Raw genomic sequence first — 20,526 nt, forward strand, 5'->3', positions numbered from 1 at the left:
CGGCTCGCCACCGGCCCGCCCGACGCGTGGACCGTCCTTGTCTTCGACAGCGGCGAGTGGTGGGAGTTCCCGCGCGGCTTCGGCGCGCTGTGGACCGAATGGGCCGGCGGGCACATCACCGACCTGCCGCTCGGGCGGGCCGATGTGCTCCTGCCCGGGTTCTCCGTTGAGCGGGCAGGTGAAGGAGGGCCGGAACCGTCCTCGATCGTCCCTAGCGTTTTCCCCATGAAGCCCTTCCACATCCACATCCCCCAAGCCGACCTCGACGACCTGCACCAGAGGCTCGCCCGCACCCGCTGGCCCGACCAGCCCGCGGACGTCGGCTGGGACCTGGGGATTCCCGTGGACGAGGTGAAGGACCTGGCGGAGCACTGGCGGCTCCGCTACGACTGGCGGGCCGCCGAAGCGCGGCTCAACGCGTTCCCCCAGTTCACCACCACCATCGACGGCGAGAACATCCACTTCCTCCACGTCCGCTCGCCCGAAGCCGACGCCACCCCGCTCCTGCTCACCCACGGCTGGCCGGGCTCGGTGGCGGAGTTCCTGGACGTCATCGGCCCCCTCATCGACCCCCGCGCGTACGGCGGGGACCCGGCCGAGGCGTTCCACGTGGTCGTCCCGTCGATTCCCGGGTTCGGGTTTTCCGGGCCGACGCGGGATCGGGCGTGGGGGCCGGTGCGGGGCGCGAAGGCGTGGGCCGAGCTGATGACCAGGCTGGGCTACGAGCGGTTCGGTACCCACGGCGGCGACTGGGGTGCCCTGATCTCTCGCGAGCTCGGCGTCCAGTTCCCCGACCGGGTACTGGGTGTGCACGTCACGATGCTCCCCACCGCCGTCGCCCGGACCGAAGCCGATCTGGAAGGCCTCACAGGGGCCGAGCGGGCCAAAGCGGAGCGGTCGCTGAAGAAGTCGCAGATCTTCCAGCAGGACGGGACCGGCTACGCGATCATCCAGGCCACGAAGCCGCAAACGCTTGCGTACGGGTTGACCGACTCTCCCGTGGGCCAGCTGGCGTGGATCGCGGAGAAGTTCCGGTCGTTTTCGAACGGGTCGAAGATCGATCGCGACGATCTGCTCACCGACGTGTCGATCTACTGGTTCACCGGCACGGCCAACTCGTCCGCCCGGATCTACGCGGCGTTGGAAGGCCCCTGGGGTGCACCCCTGCCGCCGTCCACAGTGCCGACCGGGGTCGCCGTGTTTCCCGACGACATCGGGTTGCCGCTGAGATCACTGGCCGCGCGGGCGAACTCCGTCGTGCACTGGAGCGAATTCGCCCGCGGCGGCCACTTCCCGGCGCTCGAAGAACCGGACGCGCTGATCGGCGACATCCGGGAGTTCTTCGGGAGCCTGCCTCACGACCTCACAGGTACTGGCCCGTCCCGCTGATCCCCGGCCCGCGGCCGTCACCACCGGGCCCCGGCATCCCCGAGGGCCCCGCCGGCAGTCCGCGCCGCATCTGTTCCAGCTGGACCCGCGCGGCCATCTGCTGGGCGAACAACGCCGTCTGGATGCCGTGGAACAACCCCTCCAGCCAGCCCACCAGCTGGGCCTGCGCGATCCGCAGCTCGGCGTCCGACGGCGTCGAGTCGTCGGTGAACGGGTGGACCAGGCGCTCGAGCTCTTCACGCAGCTCGGGCGCGAGGGCTTCCTGCAGCTCGCGCACCGAGTTCTGGTGGATCTCGCGCACGCGGTTGCGGCTGGCGTCGTCCAGCGGGGCCGCGCGGACCTCCTCCAGGAGCTGCTTGATCATGGTCCCGATGCGCATGACCTTGGCCGGTTCTTCGACCAGCTCCCCGACGGCCTCCTCGCCTTCGGCCGCGGGCGACGGCGCAGCGGAGCCGACCGGGACCCCGTCGGGGCCGACGACCACCACGTGGGGGGTCGACTCGGCGTCGGAAGTCTGCCGGAAGTTCGGCTCGCTCATATGCTCCATCCCATCAGAAACGCCAGCGTCGCGTCCGAGCGTAGTCGTATGAGCCAACCCCGCGGTAACCGCTAAACCGCACGTCCGTACGGTGTCACCATGGCGTTCGACGTCGCTCGTATCCGTGGGTTGTTCCCCGCGCTGGGTGACGGCTGGATTCACTTCGACGGCGCCGCCGGAATGCTGGTCCCGGAACAGGTCGCTTCGGCCGTTTCGACGGCCATGCGTGCCCCGGTGTCCGGGCCGGGGGGAGCGTTTCCGGCCTCACAGCGTGCGGAGAGCATTGTCACCGCGGCCAGGCGAGCCGTGGCAGATCTGGTCGGGGCGGACCCGGCTGCCGTCGTGCTCGGACCGAGTGCGCCGGTGATGTTGCGGCGCCTCGTCGACGCGCTGGCGGAGCGCTGGACGATCGGCGACGAGGTCGTGGTGTCCCGGCTCGACGAAGAGGCGAACCTCGCGCCGTGGCAGCGCGCCGCGAAGCGGGTGGGCGCGGTCGTGCGCTGGGGTGAGATCGACATCGAGACGTGTGAGCTGCCGGCGTGGCAGTACGAGAACCTCGTGTCCGCCCGCACGAAAGCCGTCACGGTCACGCTCGCGTCCGGCTCGGTCGGCACGCGCCCCGACGTGCCGACGGTGATCGAGTTCGCCAAGCGCGTCGGTGCGCTGGTGGTGGTCGACGCGACGTACGCGGCGCCGTTCGTGCCGCTCGACCTCGCCGAGCTGGGTGCCGACGTGATGGTGGTGTCCGCGCAGGCGTGGGGCGGCCCTTCGGTGGGCGCGCTCGTGTTCCGCGACCCGGAGATGCTCGAACGCATCCCGTCCGCCTCGCTCGACCCGGCCGCCCGCGGCGCCGCACGGCTCGAGCTCGGGCCCCACGCGTACCCACTGCTCGCGGGCCTCGTCGCCTCGATCGACTACCTCGCCGGCCTCGACGACGCCGCCGCCGGGTCGCGCCGCGAACGGCTCGTCACTTCGCTCGGCTCGGCCAAGTCGTACCACGCGGGTCTGCTCGCCCAGCTGTCCACGGAGCTGCGCTCGCTGCGCCACGTGATGGTGATCGGCGACGCGATGCGCCGCATCCCCGCGCTCGCCTTCGCTGTGCAGGGCAAGAAAGCGCCGGAAGTCGCGGAGTACCTGGCTTCGCAGGGCCTGTGCGCCTTCGCCGACGACGGATCGGCCGGCGTGTTCGCGTCGCTCGGCGTGGGCGAGGTGGGCGGAGCAGTGCGCATCGGGCTCGCGCACTACTCCAACGTCTTCGAGATCAACCAGCTGGTGCGGGTCCTGGAAGAGCTGCGTTAGGACTTCGCGGTCAGCAGGATCTTCCCGAACACCTCACCGTCTTCGAGCATCCGGTGCGCCGAGGCGGCCTCGGCCATCGGCACGACCTGGCCGATGATCGGCTTCACGGAACCGTCCTCGACGAGCGGCCACAGCCCTTCGCGCACCGACGCGACGATCTCGGCCTTCTGGTCCAGCGGGCGGAACCGCAGGCCCGCCGCGAAGATGCTCGCGCGCTTGGCCAGCAGGTTGCCGATGTTCACCTCGCCCTTGACCCCGCCCTGCATGCCGATGATCACGAGCCGGCCGTCGGCGCGCAGGGCGTTGACGTTGCGCTGCAGGTACTTCGCGCCCATGTTGTCGAGGATGACGTCGGCGCCCTCGGCCTCGTCGTGCAGGACCTCGACGAAGTCCTGCTCCTTGTAGTTGATCGTGATGTCGGCGCCGAGCTGGCGGCAGCGCTCCAGCCGCTCGGGCGAACCGGCGGTGACGGCGACCGTCGCGCCCAGCGCCTTGCCGACCTGGATCGCGTGGGTGCCGATGCCGCCCGCGCCGCCGTGCACGAGCAGCGTCTGGCCTTCGCCGAGCTTCGCGTGCATCACGACGTTGGCCCACACCGTGCACGCGACCTCCGGCAGCCCGGCCGCCGCGAGCAGCTCGACCTCACCGGGCACGGGCAGGAGCTGGCCGGCGGGCACGACCACGCGCTCGGCGTAGCCGCCGCCCGCCAGCAGCGCGCACACCTCGTCGCCGACCTGCCAGCCCTCGACGCCCTCGCCGAGCTCGGCGATCGTGCCGGAGCACTCGAGGCCGATGGTCTCGCTCGACCCGGGCGGCGGCGGGTAATTGCCTTGACGTTGCAGCAGGTCGGCTCGGTTCACGGCGCTGGCGGCCACGTCGAGCAGCACTTCACCGGGGCCGGGGCTGGGGTCGGGGACTTCGGTCCACTCGAGAACTTCGGGACCGCCGGGTTCGCGGATCGTGATCGCGTACATGCGGTCGACTGTATCCCCCGGGTCACCGTCTCCGCCGAATGCCGCATTGACGTTCCGGACATCGCGCACAAAAGTGAGCAACCATGTCATTCACCAGGAAAAGACTCATCCCGCCGGTGATCCTGGCGGCCTGCGCGACCTTGGCGCTGGGCACCACCCCGGCCGTGGCCGCGAAGAACGACGACCTCGCCAAGCAGCTGACGAAGAAGGTGACCCTCGACGGCGTCAACCGCCACCTGATCGCCCTGCAGCGCATCGCCGACGCCAACGGCGGCACCCGCGCCGCGAGCACCGACGGGCACAAGAAGTCGGCCGAGTACATCGCCGGCAAGCTCGAAGCCTCGGGCTTCAGCGTCACGCGGCAGGAATTTCCCTTCACCTACAACGAAACCCTCGCCGAGACGCTCACCGTCGACGACGCGGCCGTGCCCGTGATCGCGATGGAGTACACCCCGTCGACGCCGGTCGGCGGCATCACCGCCCAGCTCGCCGTGGTCCCCGCCGACGCCACCCCGGGCTGCGAAGCGAGCGACTACACCGGCGTGACCGGCAAGATCGTGCTCGTGCCGCGCGGCGCGTGCCCGTTCGCGCAGAAGCAGCAGGCCGCGGCCGACGCGGGGGCGATCGGCGCGCTCATCTCCAACAACGAACCCGGTCCGCTCAACGGGACACTCGGCACCCCGGCCGACGCGCGCATTCCGACCGGTGGCCTCTCGCAGGACGACGGTCAGGCGCTCGCCGGCAAGGACGGCGCCACCGTGCAGCTCGAGCTGCGCACCTTCCAGGAGGCGCGGACCAGCTACAACGTGATCGCCGAGACGAAAACCGGGCGCAAGGACAACGTCGTGATGCTCGGCTCGCACCTCGACAGCGTTCCCGCGGGCCCCGGTATCAACGACAACGGCACCGGCTCGGCCGCGTTGCTCGAAACCGCGTTGCAGCTGGGCTCGAAGCCGAAGGTGAACAACGCCGTGCGCTTCGGCTTCTGGAGCGCTGAGGAGTTCGGCCTGGTCGGGTCCACGTACTACGTCGATTCGCTGAGCTTCGAGCAGCAGCTCGACCTCGCGCTGTACCTCAACTTCGACATGATCGGCTCGCCCAACGCCGGCTACTTCGCCTACGACGGCGACGATTCCGACCACGTCGGCGCCGGCCCCGGGCCGTACGGCTCGGCGCAGATCGAGAAGACGTTCGTCGACTACCTGAGCGGCCGCGGCGTCGCCGTCGAGGGCACGGACTTCACGGGCCGCTCGGACTACGGCGAGTTCATCGCCGTCGGCATCCCCGCGGGTGGTCTGGACACCGGTGCCGAGGTGCTCAAGACCCCGGCCCAGGCCGCGAAATGGGGCGGCACGCCGGGCATCGCGTTCGACCCGTGTTACCACCAGGCCTGCGACAACCTGGGCAACGTCGACCGCGTCGCCCTCGACCGCAACGCCGACGGGCTGGCGTGGGCGCTGGGTGTCTACGCGATCAGCACGGAGTCGGTGAACGGCGTCGCGCCGGGCAAGCCGGGGAAGGCCGCGAAGAAGCACGCGGCACACCGGCTCGCCGCTTCGGGCGACACCGCGGCTGCGTAGCGAAACCGTGAAGGGCTCCTCGCGGGGAGCCCTTCACGGACTCGCGGCTCAGCCGAGGTCGTTGGTGCTGAACGTGTTGCAGCGTGCCGGTTGACCGGTGGTGAAGCCCGTGGTGAACCACTTCTCGCGCTGCGCCGACGTGCCGTGCGTGAAGCTCGACGGGTCGGCTTGCCCGCTGCCGAGCCTGGTCTGGATGTAGTCGTCGCCGATGCGCGACGCCGTGTCGAGCGCGCTGGCGATGTCCTGCTGTGTGATGTCCTGCACGAGCGGTTTGCCGGATTCGGTCGGGGTCGTCGAGGCGTGGTTGGCCCAGACGCCGGCGTAGCAGTCGGCCTGCAGCTCCAGCCGCACCGAGCCCGAGGTGGGGCCGGTGCCCGTGCCGCGCTTGGACGTGCCGGTGAGGTTCTGCACGTGGTGGCCGTATTCGTGGGCCAGCACGTATGCCTCGGTGAACAGCCCGCCCTGCGCGCCGAAGCGGGTCTTGAGCTCGTCGAAGAACGAGAGGTCGATGTACACGTCGGAGTCGGCCGGGCAGTAGAACGGGCCGGTGTCGGAGGTGGCGCTGCCGCAGCCCGTGCGCACACCACCGGTGAAGAAGCGCGTGGGCGCCTTCCGGTAGGTCTGCCCCGAGCGCGCGAACTCCTGCGACCAGTAGTCCTGCACCGAGTTGATGACCGCGACGATCGCGCAGTCGTGGTCGCGGTTCGCGTCCGCGCCGGTCTTGCACTTCTGCGCGAGTGTGGTGTTCTCCAGCTGCTGGCCCGAACCCACGTTGTCGAGGCCGAGCCCGCTCGACGCGCTGTTGGTGCCGAGGCTCGTGCCGCCGAGCTGCGAGACCAGGAAGTAGATGATCAGGCCGACCACGCCGAGCCCGCCACCGCCGATCGCCACGCGGCCGCCGATGCCCCCGCCGCCACCGCCGCTGCCGCGGAAGTCCTGGACCTCGGAGGTGTCCAGCCCCGCATCGTCGTCGAATCGCACAGCGGCAGCGTAACGGGCGAGCCGGACGCGAGCCTGGCTGCGGCCGGTGGACCCGGGCACAAGCCTGGGTGCGGCCCATGCGCTGCGGACCGCACCCAGGAACTACCGAGGTTCTTCTGTTGACGGCGGTTGGCCACCGGCCGGGCCGGCGTCCGGCGGAGCCGTCGCGGTGCCGAGGCCGCGATGAGAGAACAACGCCAGATCGACGCCGGATGCGCGAGAGAAATGCCGAGCGCACCGTAGATGCCCACTCGTGCTGTTCACAGTCGCGACCGACCCGTATTCAGGCCGTGCCGGCCGCGGGGACACAGCGGGCGGTCAACCGCGGGGATCACCTGTCATGCAACCACCTGGCCTTCCCGGAGGGAGGTCGGTTCCGGCGCTGCCCCGGTGGCCCGCCCGATACCCGATCAGCCCATCCGCTGACAAGTAGGATGCGCTTCTTCAGCCCGAGTCTCAACCTTTTCGTAACCCACCATCGGGGGAAGTTTCGCGAGTTTTTCACCTGCGCCGCACCGTTCGGTCTCGACCCGGTGCCGGGACGCGCAGCTCAGGCGGGGGCCTTCTACTCTTTCCGGATGACCGACGAGCAGGCCGTGCGCTGGCTGACCGGCGTCGAGCAGCACGCGTGGCAGATGTACATCGTCGCCTCGCTCCGGCTGCGGCAGCGGCTGCACCGCGAGCTCACCGAGGCCCACGGGGTGTCACTCGCCGACTACGAGGTGCTCGTCTGCCTCAACATCCACCCGGACAAGCGCGTGCGGATGTCGGAGCTCGCCAACCAGCTGGGGTCCACCAAGAGCCGGCTCTCGCACCAGATCAGCAAGCTCGAAACAGGCGGCCTCGTGCGCCGCTGCCCCGACCCGGACGACAAGCGCGGCGTGATCACCGAGCTCACCGGCGCCGGCCAGGCCCTGCTCGACACCGCCGCCCCCACCCACGTGCGCGGCGCCCGCGAGCACCTCATCGACCTGCTCACGGCCGACGAACAATCCGTGGTCGGAGCCGTGTTCGGCCGGGTCCTCGAACACCTGGACGACCTGGACAACCGGCGCGATACGCTGACCGACAGGGAAGCGTGGCAGAGCGGCCGAATGCAGACGCCTTGAAAGCGTCCGTAGGGAAACCTACCGGGGGTTCAAATCCCTCCGCTTCCGCCATCGAGCACCGGGGAGGCCGCGGCTTTCCCGGTGCGCCGCCTGATCGAGCGGCCGGAGTTCCGCAGGTCCCGCCGCGAACGCCCGAGGCGTTTCCAGCCCGCGTCAGGGCTTTTTCAGTTCCTTCAACGCCATCCGCGCCCGGACCTCCGGCCGTCGCAGCGGCGGCACCGTCGCGGGTGGCTGGCGGCGGTCGGGGAGCTCGTCGAGCAGGCGCGCGGTGATCGCGGCGATCTCCGCGACGGCAGTCTCGAACGAGTCGCGCGTGGCGTCGGAAAGTGACTGCACGCCGGTCACCTTGCGGACGTACTGGCGGGCGGCCGCTTCGATCTCTTCGGTTGTCGCGGCCGGTTGGAGGCCGCGCAGCGTCGTGATGTTTCGGCACATGCGTGACAGAGTACGTCCCATCGGGAGCCCTCATCACACTGTCGGGCCATCCTCGTTGACGCCGCCAGACGCCCTTGGGCAGTCTCGATGAAGTGCCCCTCAGACCACGTTCGCTGCGCCCCGCCCGCCCCGCCGCCGCTCAAGAAGTCCCTGACGACACACCGATTCCCGAACAGGTCTGGCAGCGTGTGCCCGCCGATGAACTGGTCACGCTGGTTTCCCTGATCCTTGTGGCACATGATGTTCCGGACGATCGCGCGCGCATGGCCGCGGAAGCCTTGTGCCACGGCGATCTCACCGGTTCACCCGACACCGGCGTCGTGGAGCTGTCGCGCATTCACCTGCCCGCCTTGGAAAACGGCGAGGTCGCCGCGCGCGCCGAACCGCTGATGATCGCCGACCGCGGTGCGGCCGCGCTGATCGACTACCGGCGCGCCACGGGTCTCTGGGCCGTGGGCGACGCGATGGACCGCGCCGTCACACGGGCCGGCCGCTTCGGCGTCGGCCTGATCTCGATGCGGGGCGTCGGACCGTTCGGCCGCGTGGGCCACCACGCCGCCCGCGCGCTACCCCACGGCATGATCGGCCTGGTGATGGCCGCCGGTGCGACCGGCCCGGGCCACCCGCTCGGCATGGCCGCCCCCGCCGGGGCGTACCCGGAGTTCGTGCTCGACGTCGACTTGGGCGACGCTTCGCGCACCCCGCAGTTCGCGGGCTTCGCCCTCCTCGTCGACGTGCTGGCGGGCGTGCTCTCCGGCGTCGCCGACCACGAGAACGACACGGGCCTGCTGGTGCTCGCCATCGCCCCCACCACGCTCCGCAGCGCCGACGGCTTCTACCGCGCGGCCAGCGCGCTGTTCGGCAGCATGCTCGGCTGGGAGGGCGGCACGCCGATCCGCTACCCGGGTTGGCGGGAGTCCCAGTACCTCGAACAGTGCCGCGCACTGGGCGTGCCGCTCAGCGCACCGGTGCGTCGTGAGCTGGACTCGCTGGCGCTGACGCTGGGGTTGCCGCCGTTGACCAGCGTGGGTTAGCGCTCCAGCACCACCCGGCCGCGGTCACGACCGAGTGCTGCTGTTGCGCTGAAACGTTCAGGCCGTACCGGAAGGAGTTCGCGAGCGTCACCGGCCGCCGAGTCAGGTGCAGTGGCGGGTGGGCAGGTTGTCCGATGGTGTTCTTCCGGCTCTGCTCCGGCTCGTTCGAGTGGCCGGATGCGGTCAGCGCGAGCGTCATGCGCCGCTGCGTTCAGCGGCCTTGGTGGGAGTGGGCAGGTTGCCCGCGGAGAGGCACGTTGGGCGGTTCACCACCGCAGGGTGCCTGCGGTCGGTGGGCGAGCGTCACTCGTCGCCGAGTTGCTGGGTTGTCCGCAGCAGTGGGCCGACGGGTGAGGTTCTGCCCACTGTCCCGCTGCGGCCGGCTCGTCGGCGTCGGATGCCTTCGTCGCTGCAACGCCGGCCAGAACGGGGTGTCGCTCGTCGTTGAGCCGGCGGCACGGGTGGAAATGGGCGCGTCACCCGTGGCGAGCATTCGCCCGCGCCGCCGTTGACCAGGGTGGGTCAGCGCTCCAGCACCACCCGGCCGCGGTCACCACCGACCGACACCACATCCCCATCCGAAAGCTGGCGGCCGCGGCGGGTTTCGGTTTCGTCGTTGACCGTGACCTCCTCGTTTTCGATGAGGTCCTTCGCGTGGGCGCCGTCCTCGGCGAGGCCGGCCAGTTTCAGGAACTGGCCGAGCCGGATCGGTTCGCCGGTGATGGGTACGTCGCGCACGGGCTCGGTCATACGGCGCATCATCCGCCATCGGCGGTCACCGGCGCGAGGTGGCTTGCCGGTAGAGGGCGGTGACGTCGCCGTCGAAGTAGCTCGAGTAGGACACGTCGTCGGTGTCGCCGCCGGTTTCGAAGCCGCCGACCACGCCGACGACGGTGCCGAGCTTCGTGCGCTGGTCGGCGTCGGTCACGAAGGGGCCGCCGCTGGTGCCCGTGGCGAAGCCGGCGCAGGCCACGCGCAGCTGGTAGGTGTCCTGCTTCGCGGTGGTCGTGGTGCAGACGGCGGGCAGGTCGGAGCCGTCCGGGTCGCCGGTCACGGTCACGGGCCGCGCGAACGGTCCGTTCGTGCCGAGCCGGTTCGCCCCGGTCACGGTCTCGAGCGGGCCGTTCGTGCCGAGCTGGTGCGCCGTGGCGAAGCCGACGTCGAGGTCGGGGTCGGAATGCTCGGCCCAGCCCGGCGCCACGAGCTCGTCGCCGACGGCCCAGAAGCCGAACGGCGCGACGCCGTCGTGGAAGCCGGGCGCGAAGGTGACACCGGTGAAGTACGTGCCGCCGGCACCGTCGTGGAGGCAGTGGCCGGCGGTGAGCAGCTCGTCGCCGCGGTCGCTGTGCACCACGCTCGCGGTGCAGTAGTGGGCGCCATTGAGGAAAAGCGCCCCCACGGCCGCGTACTCGGGCCGCGGAGGCTTCGGCGCTGGTGACGCACGGTGCCCGGCGACGGCCACGACCGCGCCGGTCACGCCGAGCACCACTACCGCGCCCAGCGCGAGCACCACCCGTGCCCGCCGCATCCGTCCTCCCGAAGATCGCTTCCGCCACTAGTATCCAGAGCCTGCAGCACCGGACGAGGGGAGCGGCGATGAAGGAGTTCACCGACAAGGTCGCGGTCATCACCGGAGCGGGCTCGGGCATCGGCCGCGCGCTCGCGCTCGGGCTGGGCCTGCGCGGCGCGCGCCTGGCACTGTCCGATGTGGACTTCGAAGGCCTCGACGGCACGGTCGAGGCGGCCAAGTCCCAGGGCGCTGACGTCCGCGGTTACGCGCTCGACGTGTCGGACCGCGCCGCCGTGCTCGCCCACGCGGCCGAGGTGGCGGACCACTTCGGCCGGGTGAACGTGGTGGTCAACAACGCCGGGGTCGCGCTCGGCGCCACCGTGGAGGACATGGCGTTCGAGGACTACGACTGGCTGATGGGGATCAACCTCGGCGGTGTCGTCAACGGGACCAAGGCGTTCCTCCCGTACCTCATTGACTCCGGTGATGGACATCTGGTGAATATCTCCAGCGTGTTCGGATTCGTCGGCGTGCCCACTCAGAGTGCGTACAACGCGGCGAAGTTCGCCGTTCGCGGATTCACCGAGGCGTTGCGCGAAGAAATGCTGGCGACACGTCGTCCGGTGGCCGTGAGCTGCGTGCACCCGGGTGGCATCAAGACCAACATCGCCCGCCACGCGCGCGGCGGCAGCGACGGCGACCAGGAGGCCGCGGCGGCCGGCTTCGAGAAAATTGCCCTGACCACACCGAAGAAGGCCGCCGAAACGATCATCCGGGGGGTTGAACGGCGTTCGGCCAGGATCCTCATCGGACCCGACGCGTACGTCATCGACGCCATCCCGCGTGTCCTCGGCTCGGCGTATCAGCGCCCTCTCGCGACTTTGACCCGGTTGGGCTTCAAACGGATGGGGAAGAACTGAATCAGGCCCGACGTGCGGGAATTCGGGACGCCCTTGCAGTGACCGTCACCCAATGGAGTTGCCTTTCTGACAAACCCGTCGGAAATACACCAGAATGCTGACGTCCATCCGAGTGCCCGTACCCCGGAGGTACCCCCCATGCTGCGCACCGCCGAGCGACGCGCGACCTCGCCTGCCGACGACCTGCTCGACCGCACGGGCATCGTCGCGGCGAGCGTGCCGCGGGGGCGGCGCAGCCCGGAGGACACGCAGCCGATCCCCGTGGTGCCCGCTCTCCTGCCCATCGCGGGCGACGGAGCCTGCGCCACCGTGCTCGCACCGCTCGGCACCCGCCCGCGCGCCGTCGCCCGCCGCCGCACGCGCGGCTGGGTCGCCGCCACGGCCGCGTGCGCGCTGCTCGCCCTCGGCTGGCTCGCCGGCGGCCTGTTCTCGGGCTCGTTCCTCGGCCACACCACCGACGACGTCGCCGTGCCCAACGACCAGCGCGAGCTCGTGGCACCGGCCCCGGCCCCGGCTCCGGCGACGCAGCAGCCCGCGCCGGCCCCCGCGCCGACGCCCGCCGCGCCGCCGCCCACCCCCGTGACCGTGTACGTCCCGGTCCCCGACAACAAGCCCGCGGCCCCCGCGAAGCAGCACGTCGCCAGCCGGCCCACCCCCCCGCGCTCCGAGCACCGCCCCACCTCGGCCCCGGACGACAGCGAGGCGCGCTCCGACACGAAGGCGACCTCGACCAAATCCAGCGCGAGCGAATTCGACGAGTACATGGCTCAGTGGAAGCCGTGGATCGACCTCGCGGACCGCATGTCCCACCGCTGACCAGCGGCTCTCCGGGTCAGCCGACCCACACGTACTCGTGTTCGGGCCGGCCCGTCGCGCCGTAGCGAAGCCGCATCTCCACCGCGCCCGAATCGGCCAGCGCCGTGAGGTACCGCTGCGCCGTGGCGCGCGCCATGCCCAGCTCACCCGCTACCTCGGCCGCCGACAGCGGTGCCCCCGAGGTGCGCAGCCGCTGCGACACCAGCCGGGCCGTGGCGCTCGACTGGCCCTTCGGCGTGGTGGCCCGGTCCTGGTCGTGCAGCGCGCGGTAGGCGCGGTCGACGTCGTCCTGGGTGAAGGGCCGGTCGGTGGTCATCTGGGTGCGGAAGCGTGCGTACGCGGTGAGCCGCTCGGCCAGCTGCCGGGTCGTGAAGGGTTTGATCAGGTAGTTCAGGGCGCCGGCGCGGATGGCGGCCGTGATGGACGCGGCGTCGGTCGCGGCGGAGAGCACGATGGTGTCCGTGGCGAGGTCCGGCAGCACGGACAGGCCGGGCTCGTCGGGCAGATAAACGTCGAGCAGCACGAGGTCCGGCGACAGTTCGCGCACGCGGGCGCGCGCTTCGGCGGCGGTGTGCGCGATGCCCGCGACGGTGAAGCCCGGCACCTCCGCCACGAAGCCCGCGTGCACACCGGCCACGCGGAAGTCGTCGTCGACGATGAGCGTGCGGATCATGAAGCGGCCTCCACGAGCAGGTCGGGCAGTTTCGCGACGAACAGCGCACCCGCCGCTTCGCCACCGGCGTCGGCGAGCCACACGTCCCCGCCCCGCGCGCGGGCGGCCTGCCGCGCGAGGGCGAGCCCCAGGCCGTGGCCGGGCGTGAGCTTGGTCGACACTCCTTCGTCGAACAGTGTGTCACGCAACGGAAGTGGCACACCCGGACCGCTGTCCACAACGGACACGTGCAGCGTCGAACCTTCCGCGAACAGCCCGACCTCCACCGCCGCCGGCCGGCGCGGGCCCATGCGCGCGGCGTGCAGGGCGTTGTCCACGAGGTTGCCGATCACGGTGCCGGTCGCGACCGGATCGGTCACCGAGCCGCGCACGAACGAGTCGTCGGCCAGCTTCAGCTCCACGCCTTTTTCCAGCCCCTGCTCGGATTTCGCCACCAGCAACGCCTGCAGGTACGGGTCGGCCACCGCGTCGCCACCCAGCGGCGCCGAGCGCGCGGACGTCGTCTCGGTGAGCGTCTGGAGGTACTCCTCGGCCTCGGCGTGGTGCCCGAGCTGCAACAGTCCTGACAACGTGTGCAGCCGGTTGGCGAATTCGTGCCGCTGGGCGCGCAGGCCGTCGGAGAGCGAGCGAATACCGTCGAGCTCGCGGCTCAGCGTGTCGAGGTCGGTGCGGTCGCGGAACGTCAGCACGGTGCCGAGTGCCCGGTCCTCGCGGCGCACCGCGCGGGAGTTCATCACCAGCACCCGATTTCCGGCCACAGCAAGGAGATTGTCCACGGGTTGTCCCTCCACCACGGCCTTGCGCACCCGCGGCGACAGGGCCAGTTCGTCCAAAGTGGTCCCGACGGGCAGGGCGATCCCGAGCAGTCGTTCGGCTTCGTCGTTGCGCACTGAGATCCGCCGCGACCCGTCGACGGCCAGCATGCCCTCGCCGATACCGTGCAGCACCGCTTCGCGTTCGTAGAGCAGCTCGGTGAGTTCGTGGGGTTCGAGGCCGTGGGTGACGCGCCGGAGCCGGCGGTTGAGCAGCGCGGACGCGCCGGCGCCGAGCAGCAGCGCGCCGGCCGCGAAAGGCAGGGTGATCAGCAGCAACCGGTTGAAATCGCTGGTCAGCTTGCCGACCTGGTAGCCCACGCTGACCTCACCGACCACCCGGTTTCCTTGTCGGATCGGCGTTTTGCTCCGCACCGACGGCCCGAGCGTGCCACCGTCGAACTCGCTGATCACGTCGTTGCCCGCCAGCGCTTCCTCTGCCGAAGTGCTGACCTTGTCGCCGATCTCCGACGGTGTCGGGTGCGCGAGGCGAATGCCCTTGTCGTCGGTGACCACCACGAACAAGGCGCCATTGACCTTCGACACCGCGTCCGCGCGCGCCTCCAGCACCCCGCCCTGCCGTCGCGCCGCCGCACCCGCCACCACCACGGGGTCGACTGCCACCGACTTCGCGACCGCCAGGGCCCGCTCGCCGTACTGCTCGGTCAGCGTCGACCGCAGCTGCCAGCTCACGAGGAAGACGCCGAGCCCGACCACGAGTACCACGACCCCGATCTGCAACAGCAGGACCTGGCGGGTGAACCGCATGCGTTCGAACAACGCCCACTTCGGCATGCGACGCAACATACCCCCAGCTCAGGGCTGTGCGCGAAATGAGCAAAACGTGGAGAACGAGCAGAGCAGACGCAGAACGTCGACAAGCTTCCCGGCGTCTTGACGTGCTCTTAACCTTCGCCGCAGTCCCCACCGCGCCGAAGGAGTCACCACGATGGCCCCACCCCTGATCGAGCTGGAGCACGCGACCAAGAGGTTCCCCAGCGGCTCCGGATCCGTGCACACCGCGGTCCGCGACCTGACGATGACCGTGCGACCGGGTGAGTTCGTCGCGGTCGTCGGGCCCACCGGTTGTGGCAAGTCGACCACGTTGTCGCTGGTCAGCGGCCTGCAGCCCGCCTCGGCGGGCAGTGTCCGGGTGAATGGCGCCCAGGTGCGGTCCATTCCGGACGGGGTCGGCTACATGTTCCAGACCGACGCCGTGATGCCGTGGCGCTCGGTGCTCGACAACGTCGCCTCCGGTCCGCGTTTCCGTGGGGTGTCCAAAGCGGACGCTCGCGAGAAGGCCCGCGACTGGATCGCCCGCGTGGGGCTGGCAGGTTTCGAGAAGTACTACCCCCACCAGCTTTCCGGGGGCATGCGCAAGCGCGTCGCCCTCGCGCAAACGCTGGTCACCGAGCCGAAGATTCTGCTCATGGACGAGCCGTTCTCGGCGCTCGACGTGCAGACCCGCGCGCTGATGCAGGACGAGCTGCTGCGCCTGTGGTCCGGGTCCGGCGCGGCCGTGATCTTCGTGACGCACGACCTCGACGAGGCCATCGCCCTGGCGGACAAGGTCGTGGTCCTGACCACGAGCCCGGCGACGGTGAAGGACGTTTTCGAGATCCCGCTGGAGCGCCCTCGCAAGGTCGAGGAGTTGCGGCTCACCGAGGAATTCCGCTCGATCTACTCCGACATCTGGGAATCGCTGCGCGGTGAGGTCGACAAGGCCCGCCAGAAGGGAGCGACCGGTGTCGCTTGAGACAACCGCCGCGCCCGTGGTGCCGGTGACCGAGTCCGAACAGGACATTCTCGCCAGGGCCAAGCGGTCCGCGGGGCGCCGCAAGCGGAACGTGTGGCTGCTGCGGCTGGCGATCCTCGTGGTGTGGCTCGGGAGCTGGGAGCTCGCGGGGCGGTACTGGATCGACCCGTTCTTCTACTCGATGCCGTCGAAGATCTGGGAACGGCTCGTGGAGTGGTTCACGACCGGCACCGACTTCGGGTCCATCTGGTACCAGATCCTGGTGACCGTGGAGGAAGCCGTGATCGGCTTCGTGCTCGGCGCGATCGCCGGGGTGATCTGCGGCGTGGTGCTCGGCCGCAGCCGCTACCTCGCCGAGGTGCTGGCCCCGTTCATCAAGGCAGCCAACGCCCTTCCTCGCATCGTGCTCGCCGCGCTGTTCGTGATCTGGTTCGGGCTCGGGCTCTCGTCGAAGATCGCGACGGTGTTCATCCTGGTGTTCTTCGCGGTGTTCTTCAACGCGTTCACCGGCGCTCGTGAAGTGGATCGCAACCTGATCGACAACGCGCGGATCCTCGGGGCGACCCGTTGGCAGGTACTGCAGTCGATCGTCCTGCCCAGCGCGACGTCCTGGATCCTGTCGTCGCTGCACGTCGCCTTCGGCTTCGCGCTGATCGGCGCGGTCGTCGGTGAGTACACGGGTGCCAAGGCCGGCATGGGGTTTCTGATCGCCAACGCGCAGGGGACGTTCGACACCGCCGGTGTCTACGGGGGCATGCTGATCGTCACGGTGGTCGCGTTGTTCGCCGAATGGCTGATCAGCACCGCCGAGAGTCGCCTGCTGCGGTGGCGGCCGCAGATGGCCGCCGAAGACGGGCGACGGGACATCTGATGCGTCTGAAGAGGACACTCGCGCTCGTCACGGCGGTGCTTTCGTTGGCAGGGCTCACGGCGTGTCGCGATTCGCGGAACATCGACCTGGGCAACGGGGGCAAGCCGCACATCAAGATCATGATCGGCGGTATCTCCAAGGTCATCTACCTGCCGGGCCAGCTCGCGCAGCAGCTCGGCGAGTACGAGAAGCAGGGGCTCGACGTCGAGCTGTTCGACCAGCCCTCGGGCGCGAACGCCGAGACGTCGCTGCTGGCCGGCGAGGTGCAGGCCGTGGTCGGGTTCTACGACCACACCATCGACCTGCAGGCCAAGGAGCAGTGCCTCACGAGCGTGGTGCAGTTCTCGAACGTGCCGGGTGAAGCGGAAATGGTGGCGTCGGCCAAGGCTTCGGCGGTTCGGTCCGGAAAGGACTTCCGCGGCAAGAACCTCGGCGTGACGTCACTGGGTTCGTCCACGGACTTCCTCACCAAGGCCCTCGCCAGCCGCGGCGGCGTCGACGGCAAGGACTACACGCCGGTGAAGGTCGGCGCCGGGCAGACGTTCATCTCCGCCATGCAGCAGGGCTCCATCGACGCCGGCATGACCACCGACCCGACGATCGCCCAGCTCACCAACACCGGTCAGGCCAAGATCCTCTACGACATGCGCACGGTCGAGGGCACGCGCGCCGCGCTCGGCGGGCTGTACCCGGCCAGCTCGCTGTACATGAGCTGCGAGATCGTGAAGCGCTACCCCGACGTGGTGCAGAAGCTGGCCAACGCGTTCGTGGATTCGCTGAAGTGGTTGAAAAACCAGACGCCGGAACAGGTCGCGGACGTGATGCCGCCGTCGTTCGCGGGCGGGGACAAGGCGTTGTACGTGAAATCGCTGCGCGACAGCCTGCCGATGTTCACCCCCGACGGCCGCATGGACCCGGCCGGCGCACGCAACGTGCTCAGCGTGCTCGGCGCGTCGTCGAGCAACGTGAAGCCGAAGAAGGACCGCATCGACCTGTCGAAGACCTACACCACCCAGTTCGTGGACGCCGCGCTCACGCGCTCGGCGCGGTAGTCCACCGGGCCCGTCCTTCCGCGCGGAGGACGGGCTCACCGTGACGGCCGCCTCGCCTTCCCGGGGCGGCCGTCACGGACTTCTTTCACACAAGGGAAAATCAGGACATATTGGTGAAGATTTCCCCGGAAGTGAAGACCCTTCGAAAGTAGCTACCCACCCGCTCATGCGGATCCAACACTGTTACCGGTGCGCACCGCCTGTAACACCCCGAGTCCCCATCGGTGATCAGATTGGATCCGCATGAACTCCCCCCTCTCCTCACGGACCGCGCGGGTGCTGGCCGTCACGGCGGCCGCCGCGGCGAGCATCGCGGCCGCGGCCGGTGTCGCCACCGTCAGCACGCCGTCGTTCGGGTCTTTCCACGGCCAGAGCTTCTCGGGCGGTAACTGGGGCGGCTACGTGAGCTTCGGCAGCTTCACGACCGCGACCGCGAGCTGGACGGAACCTTCGGTGACCTGCCGGTCGACCAACGACCTGTTCGCCCCGTGGGTCGGCATCGACGGTGATGGATCGTCCACTGTGGAGCAAACCGGCGTGGCCACCGACTGCTCCAGTGGCCGCCCGGTGTACCAGGCCTGGTACGAGATGTACCCGGCGGCGCCGGTGTACTACTCGTCCTCGTCGGCCCCGGTCAGCGCCGGCGACCACATCTCCGCGACGGTCACCCGCACCGGTACGAACACCTACCGGCTCGACATCAGCGACACCACCAAGGGCTGGTCGAAGACGATCAGCAAGTCGCTGACCTCCAAGCACTCCTCGGCCGAGGCCATCATCGAGTCGCCGACCGACTCGTACCCGTCGATCTCGGGCGGCATCAGCTTCACCGGCGTGAAGTTCAACGGCACGAACCTCGGATCCACCAACCCCGAAGGCCTCGACGCCGATGACCGCGGCACCGGCACGTTCAGCCCGAGTGCGATCGGCTCGGACGGGCAGAGCTTCACGATGACGCGGCACTGATTTTCTGGCCGGTCCGCGGGGGTCTTGTGCCCCTGTGGACCGGCTTTCAGCGCTCGAACCCGTACGACCGCTCGACGCGTGCCACCCGCACGTCGAACTCCTCGTACCACTCCGCCCGGCCCCGGCGTCGGCTCTCGGTGTGCGCCGGATTCCGGCGCCACCCTGCGATGGCTTCCTCGTCGGGTTCCGGTCTCTGCATGCTCGGCGTATACCGCCGGAGGGCTACCCCTGCAACGCCCCGACCGCCCACGCGAACACCATCACCGCGAGCAGCAGCGACACCCCGGCCTGCACCATCATGGTCAGCTTCGCCCAGATCCGCAGGGGCATCACGTCGGTCGGGCTGAACGCCGTGGAGTTCGTGAAGGAGAGATAGAGGTAATCCGCGTAGCGCGGCTCCCAGTCGCTGCGCGCGAGGTCGGGGCTGTCCATCTGGGGGAACTGGACGTCGGGGTACTCCGCCCGGCCGCCCGCCCGCCGAGCCGGGCCGCCCCGGTCGAACTCCCAGTACCAGAGCGAAAAGACGACGATGTTCGTCCAGTAGACAATTCCACCACTCACCAACACCTGCGCGGCGTGCCCGCTGAACGACCCCTGCACGATCCCCAGCACGAGCCGCACGGCCAACCCCGCGGTCGTCGCACTCACCACCGCCAGCAACACCAACGACACGACCCGCTCGACCTTGCTGAACTCGCCGATCCGCCCGGGGTTGATCAGCAACAGCGCGACGAGCAACAAAACCGACACCGCCGGCAACCCCCACCACGGCCTCAACACGACGCCCTCGGGCAACGCGAGCTGCAACGCAAGCGTCCCGAGCACGACGACGGCCGCCGGCCAGCGGGTCTCGCCTTCGGTGGCGCGCCGCCAGGCGGGGAGGGGGTCGGGGTGGGGGTCGGGGTCGGGGTCGGGGTGTTGCGGGGGTACCGGGGTCACGGGGTCACGGTAAAGGGGGTGGGGAGGGGGGTGCAGGACTTGGTGGGGTGGTGGGTGGGTGTGGTTCGGCGTGAAGCCCCGTCCGACCCGCCGGCCGGCGAAACCGCTCCGTGCGCAACCTGGTCTGCTCCGGCTTTCTCGGATTCGCCTCTGCCGCCACAATTCGATTTCTGCGGCGGGTGCCCGTTCTGCGTACCCACCGCGCCTTCCTCCGACGAATCTCGTCCAGCACCCGACTTTCACCCGGATGGGCCCTCGCGGGTCACCGGCGATCGGCACGCGATGACCACATCTCAAGCCATCACAGGAATTCCGGCTGTATCCCCAGGTTGTCCACATCCGCGCCGAGTTGTGGACAACTCCGCATCCCGCGTCGTCGGCCACCGTTTTTGTCGCGCCCCACCGGTAGAATGGACTTGGGGACGCCCCCTCAGGGAGGGCAGGGTTCCGGCAAAGTCGTTGTGGTGTTTAGGGGTGGATGCCGAGCAGGGTGAGGGCTCGGGTGGGGTTGCGGGTCATGTGGCGTAGTCCGGCGGCGATGTTGGTGTGTCCGGTTAGGCGGAGTGCGCTGGTGGTGAGGTTGCGCAGGGTGGCCATGACGCGGGGTGTGGTGCCGGTGCGGACGCGGGAGTGGTCTTCGGTGTAGGTGACGTCGCGGACCCAGTGGAGTTTGTTTTCGATGTGCCAGTGGCGGCGGACGTAGCGGCCGAGGTGGGCGGGGTGGGCCCAGGGCGCGGTGATGTTGGTGATCCCGAGCGCGGTGTGGGTGGTGTGGTGTCCGTTGGTGTGGTGGGTGGTGTGGCGCTGGATGAGGAACGCGTGGGTCGCGTGCGGGAACTCGATGACCGGGTAGCCGAGGAAATCCCCGAGGG

22 protein-coding genes and 1 tRNA gene are annotated in these 20,526 nt (G+C 69.7%); 12 read left to right on the plus strand and 11 right to left on the minus strand.

Annotation, left to right across the window (positions count from 1 at the left end; all coding sequences use genetic code 11):
• Positions 1-225 precede the first annotated feature (225 nt).
• Positions 226-1,389, plus strand: a complete 1,164-nt coding sequence (locus ACWEOE_RS03405; RefSeq protein WP_452003376.1) for an epoxide hydrolase family protein — start codon at positions 226-228, stop codon at positions 1,387-1,389.
• Here the strand turns inward: ACWEOE_RS03405 and ACWEOE_RS03410 are convergent.
• Entirely contained in the window at positions 1,364-1,936 is a 573-nt protein-coding gene (locus ACWEOE_RS03410; protein ID WP_452003225.1) for a bacterial proteasome activator family protein, read from the minus strand. The genes ACWEOE_RS03405 and ACWEOE_RS03410 overlap by 26 nt on opposite strands.
• Before the next feature lie 90 nt (positions 1,937-2,026).
• On the opposite strand from ACWEOE_RS03410, the gene ACWEOE_RS03415 reads away from it, so the two are divergent.
• Positions 2,027-3,226, plus strand: a complete 1,200-nt coding sequence (locus ACWEOE_RS03415; RefSeq protein ID WP_452003227.1) for a cysteine desulfurase-like protein — start codon at positions 2,027-2,029, stop codon at positions 3,224-3,226.
• On the opposite strand, the gene ACWEOE_RS03420 is transcribed toward ACWEOE_RS03415, so the two are convergent.
• The gene (locus ACWEOE_RS03420; RefSeq protein ID WP_452003229.1) at positions 3,223-4,200 is read right to left on the minus strand and encodes an NAD(P)H-quinone oxidoreductase; all 978 of its coding nucleotides are present in this window, start codon (positions 4,198-4,200) and stop codon (positions 3,223-3,225) included. The genes ACWEOE_RS03415 and ACWEOE_RS03420 overlap by 4 nt on opposite strands.
• Before the next feature lie 83 nt (positions 4,201-4,283).
• Here ACWEOE_RS03420 and ACWEOE_RS03425 point away from each other — a divergent pair, with 83 nt between their 5' ends.
• Positions 4,284-5,780, plus strand: a complete 1,497-nt coding sequence (locus ACWEOE_RS03425; RefSeq protein ID WP_452003231.1) for a M28 family metallopeptidase — start codon at positions 4,284-4,286, stop codon at positions 5,778-5,780.
• 48 nt (positions 5,781-5,828) lie between these two features.
• On the opposite strand, the gene ypfJ is transcribed toward ACWEOE_RS03425, so the two are convergent.
• Positions 5,829-6,761: a KPN_02809 family neutral zinc metallopeptidase gene (ypfJ, locus tag ACWEOE_RS03430; protein WP_452003232.1), complete on the minus strand. Its 933-nt coding sequence runs from the start codon at positions 6,759-6,761 to the stop codon at positions 5,829-5,831.
• A 578-nt stretch (positions 6,762-7,339) separates the two neighbouring features.
• Between ypfJ and ACWEOE_RS03435 the strand changes: the two genes are divergently transcribed.
• Both ACWEOE_RS03435 and ACWEOE_RS03440 read left to right on the plus strand, forming a co-directional pair.
• On the plus strand, positions 7,340-7,870 hold the full coding sequence (locus ACWEOE_RS03435) for a MarR family winged helix-turn-helix transcriptional regulator (protein WP_452003234.1): 531 nt from the start codon (positions 7,340-7,342) through the stop codon (positions 7,868-7,870).
• Positions 7,834-7,921, plus strand: a tRNA-Ser gene (locus ACWEOE_RS03440). Before ACWEOE_RS03435 ends, ACWEOE_RS03440 begins: the two co-directional genes overlap by 37 nt.
• Positions 7,922-8,023: 102 nt before the next feature.
• Here the strand turns inward: ACWEOE_RS03440 and ACWEOE_RS03445 are convergent.
• Complete coding sequence (locus ACWEOE_RS03445; RefSeq protein WP_452003237.1) at positions 8,024-8,305, minus strand: DUF2277 domain-containing protein; 282 nt, start codon at positions 8,303-8,305, stop codon at positions 8,024-8,026.
• 92 nt (positions 8,306-8,397) lie between these two features.
• Between ACWEOE_RS03445 and ACWEOE_RS03450 the strand changes: the two genes are divergently transcribed.
• Positions 8,398-9,339 carry an Ldh family oxidoreductase gene (locus ACWEOE_RS03450; RefSeq protein WP_452003239.1) on the plus strand — a complete coding sequence of 314 codons (942 nt, stop codon included), beginning with the start codon at positions 8,398-8,400 and terminating at the stop codon, positions 9,337-9,339.
• 522 nt (positions 9,340-9,861) lie between these two features.
• Here ACWEOE_RS03450 and ACWEOE_RS03455 read toward each other — a convergent pair.
• On the minus strand, positions 9,862-10,089 hold the full coding sequence (locus ACWEOE_RS03455; RefSeq protein WP_452003242.1) for an RNA-binding S4 domain-containing protein: 228 nt from the start codon (positions 10,087-10,089) through the stop codon (positions 9,862-9,864).
• Between the two features lie 25 nt (positions 10,090-10,114).
• Positions 10,115-10,867, minus strand: a complete 753-nt coding sequence (locus ACWEOE_RS03460) for a trypsin-like serine peptidase (protein ID WP_452003245.1) — start codon at positions 10,865-10,867, stop codon at positions 10,115-10,117.
• Positions 10,868-10,935: 68 nt separating this feature from the next.
• Here ACWEOE_RS03460 and ACWEOE_RS03465 point away from each other — a divergent pair, with 68 nt between their 5' ends.
• Together ACWEOE_RS03465 and ACWEOE_RS03470 are read left to right on the plus strand one after the other, a co-directional pair.
• Positions 10,936-11,769 (plus strand): SDR family NAD(P)-dependent oxidoreductase, encoded by an 834-nt coding sequence (locus ACWEOE_RS03465; RefSeq protein WP_452003248.1) that lies wholly within the window; start codon positions 10,936-10,938, stop codon positions 11,767-11,769.
• 138 nt (positions 11,770-11,907) lie between these two features.
• Complete coding sequence (locus ACWEOE_RS03470) at positions 11,908-12,585, plus strand: hypothetical protein (protein WP_452003251.1); 678 nt, start codon at positions 11,908-11,910, stop codon at positions 12,583-12,585.
• A gap of 16 nt (positions 12,586-12,601) precedes the next feature.
• Here ACWEOE_RS03470 and ACWEOE_RS03475 read toward each other — a convergent pair whose 3' ends face one another.
• Both ACWEOE_RS03475 and ACWEOE_RS03480 read right to left on the minus strand, forming a co-directional pair.
• Positions 12,602-13,258 carry a response regulator gene (locus ACWEOE_RS03475; protein WP_452003253.1) on the minus strand — a complete coding sequence of 219 codons (657 nt, stop codon included), beginning with the start codon at positions 13,256-13,258 and terminating at the stop codon, positions 12,602-12,604.
• On the minus strand, positions 13,255-14,865 hold the full coding sequence (locus ACWEOE_RS03480) for a sensor histidine kinase (RefSeq protein WP_452003255.1): 1,611 nt from the start codon (positions 14,863-14,865) through the stop codon (positions 13,255-13,257). Before ACWEOE_RS03480 ends, ACWEOE_RS03475 begins: the two co-directional genes overlap by 4 nt.
• 154 nt (positions 14,866-15,019) lie before the next feature.
• On the opposite strand from ACWEOE_RS03480, the gene ACWEOE_RS03485 reads away from it, so the two are divergent.
• The 4 genes from ACWEOE_RS03485 (at position 15,020) to ACWEOE_RS03500 (ending at position 18,715) form a co-directional block, all read left to right on the plus strand.
• Positions 15,020-15,826, plus strand: a complete 807-nt coding sequence (locus ACWEOE_RS03485) for an ABC transporter ATP-binding protein (RefSeq protein ID WP_452003257.1) — start codon at positions 15,020-15,022, stop codon at positions 15,824-15,826.
• Complete coding sequence (locus ACWEOE_RS03490; RefSeq protein ID WP_452003259.1) at positions 15,816-16,697, plus strand: ABC transporter permease; 882 nt, start codon at positions 15,816-15,818, stop codon at positions 16,695-16,697. The genes ACWEOE_RS03485 and ACWEOE_RS03490 overlap by 11 nt, the downstream gene beginning before the upstream one ends.
• The gene (locus tag ACWEOE_RS03495) at positions 16,697-17,749 is read left to right on the plus strand and encodes an ABC transporter substrate-binding protein (protein ID WP_452003261.1); all 1,053 of its coding nucleotides are present in this window, start codon (positions 16,697-16,699) and stop codon (positions 17,747-17,749) included. The genes ACWEOE_RS03490 and ACWEOE_RS03495 overlap by 1 nt, the downstream gene beginning before the upstream one ends.
• A 243-nt stretch (positions 17,750-17,992) precedes the next feature.
• Positions 17,993-18,715, plus strand: a complete 723-nt coding sequence (locus tag ACWEOE_RS03500; RefSeq protein ID WP_452003264.1) for a G1 family glutamic endopeptidase — start codon at positions 17,993-17,995, stop codon at positions 18,713-18,715.
• Between the two features lie 46 nt (positions 18,716-18,761).
• Here ACWEOE_RS03500 and ACWEOE_RS03505 read toward each other — a convergent pair whose 3' ends face one another.
• From ACWEOE_RS03505 to ACWEOE_RS03515, 3 genes are all read right to left on the minus strand, one after another.
• The gene (locus tag ACWEOE_RS03505) at positions 18,762-18,914 is read right to left on the minus strand and encodes a hypothetical protein (protein ID WP_452003265.1); all 153 of its coding nucleotides are present in this window, start codon (positions 18,912-18,914) and stop codon (positions 18,762-18,764) included.
• 23 nt (positions 18,915-18,937) lie between these two features.
• Positions 18,938-19,654, minus strand: a complete 717-nt coding sequence (locus ACWEOE_RS03510; protein ID WP_452003267.1) for a hypothetical protein — start codon at positions 19,652-19,654, stop codon at positions 18,938-18,940.
• 468 nt (positions 19,655-20,122) lie between these two features.
• A partial coding sequence (locus tag ACWEOE_RS03515; RefSeq protein ID WP_452003270.1) for a transposase occupies positions 20,123-20,526 on the minus strand: 404 nt, incomplete at its 5' end.

The sequence above is a fragment of the Amycolatopsis sp. NPDC004368 genome (assembly GCF_053602515.1).

Excerpts from the sequence above, each read along its gene's own strand:
- ACWEOE_RS03405 (WP_452003376.1), top strand. The coding sequence starts at position 226 with ATGAAGCCCTTCCACATCCACATCCCCCAAGCCGACCTCGACGACCTG.
- ACWEOE_RS03410 (WP_452003225.1), bottom strand. The coding sequence starts at position 1,936 with ATGGAGCATATGAGCGAGCCGAACTTCCGGCAGACTTCCGACGCCGAG.
- ACWEOE_RS03415 (WP_452003227.1), top strand. The coding sequence starts at position 2,027 with ATGGCGTTCGACGTCGCTCGTATCCGTGGGTTGTTCCCCGCGCTGGGT.
- ACWEOE_RS03420 (WP_452003229.1), bottom strand. The coding sequence starts at position 4,200 with ATGTACGCGATCACGATCCGCGAACCCGGCGGTCCCGAAGTTCTCGAG.
- ACWEOE_RS03425 (WP_452003231.1), top strand. The coding sequence starts at position 4,284 with ATGTCATTCACCAGGAAAAGACTCATCCCGCCGGTGATCCTGGCGGCC.
- ACWEOE_RS03435 (WP_452003234.1), top strand. The coding sequence starts at position 7,340 with ATGACCGACGAGCAGGCCGTGCGCTGGCTGACCGGCGTCGAGCAGCAC.
- ACWEOE_RS03445 (WP_452003237.1), bottom strand. The coding sequence starts at position 8,305 with ATGTGCCGAAACATCACGACGCTGCGCGGCCTCCAACCGGCCGCGACA.
- ACWEOE_RS03455 (WP_452003242.1), bottom strand. The coding sequence starts at position 10,089 with ATGACCGAGCCCGTGCGCGACGTACCCATCACCGGCGAACCGATCCGG.
- ACWEOE_RS03460 (WP_452003245.1), bottom strand. The coding sequence starts at position 10,867 with ATGCGGCGGGCACGGGTGGTGCTCGCGCTGGGCGCGGTAGTGGTGCTC.
- ACWEOE_RS03465 (WP_452003248.1), top strand. The coding sequence starts at position 10,936 with ATGAAGGAGTTCACCGACAAGGTCGCGGTCATCACCGGAGCGGGCTCG.
- ACWEOE_RS03470 (WP_452003251.1), top strand. The coding sequence starts at position 11,908 with ATGCTGCGCACCGCCGAGCGACGCGCGACCTCGCCTGCCGACGACCTG.
- ACWEOE_RS03475 (WP_452003253.1), bottom strand. The coding sequence starts at position 13,258 with ATGATCCGCACGCTCATCGTCGACGACGACTTCCGCGTGGCCGGTGTG.
- ACWEOE_RS03480 (WP_452003255.1), bottom strand. The coding sequence starts at position 14,865 with ATGCCGAAGTGGGCGTTGTTCGAACGCATGCGGTTCACCCGCCAGGTC.
- ACWEOE_RS03485 (WP_452003257.1), top strand. The coding sequence starts at position 15,020 with ATGGCCCCACCCCTGATCGAGCTGGAGCACGCGACCAAGAGGTTCCCC.
- ACWEOE_RS03495 (WP_452003261.1), top strand. The coding sequence starts at position 16,697 with ATGCGTCTGAAGAGGACACTCGCGCTCGTCACGGCGGTGCTTTCGTTG.
- ACWEOE_RS03500 (WP_452003264.1), top strand. The coding sequence starts at position 17,993 with ATGAACTCCCCCCTCTCCTCACGGACCGCGCGGGTGCTGGCCGTCACG.
- ACWEOE_RS03505 (WP_452003265.1), bottom strand. The coding sequence starts at position 18,914 with ATGCAGAGACCGGAACCCGACGAGGAAGCCATCGCAGGGTGGCGCCGG.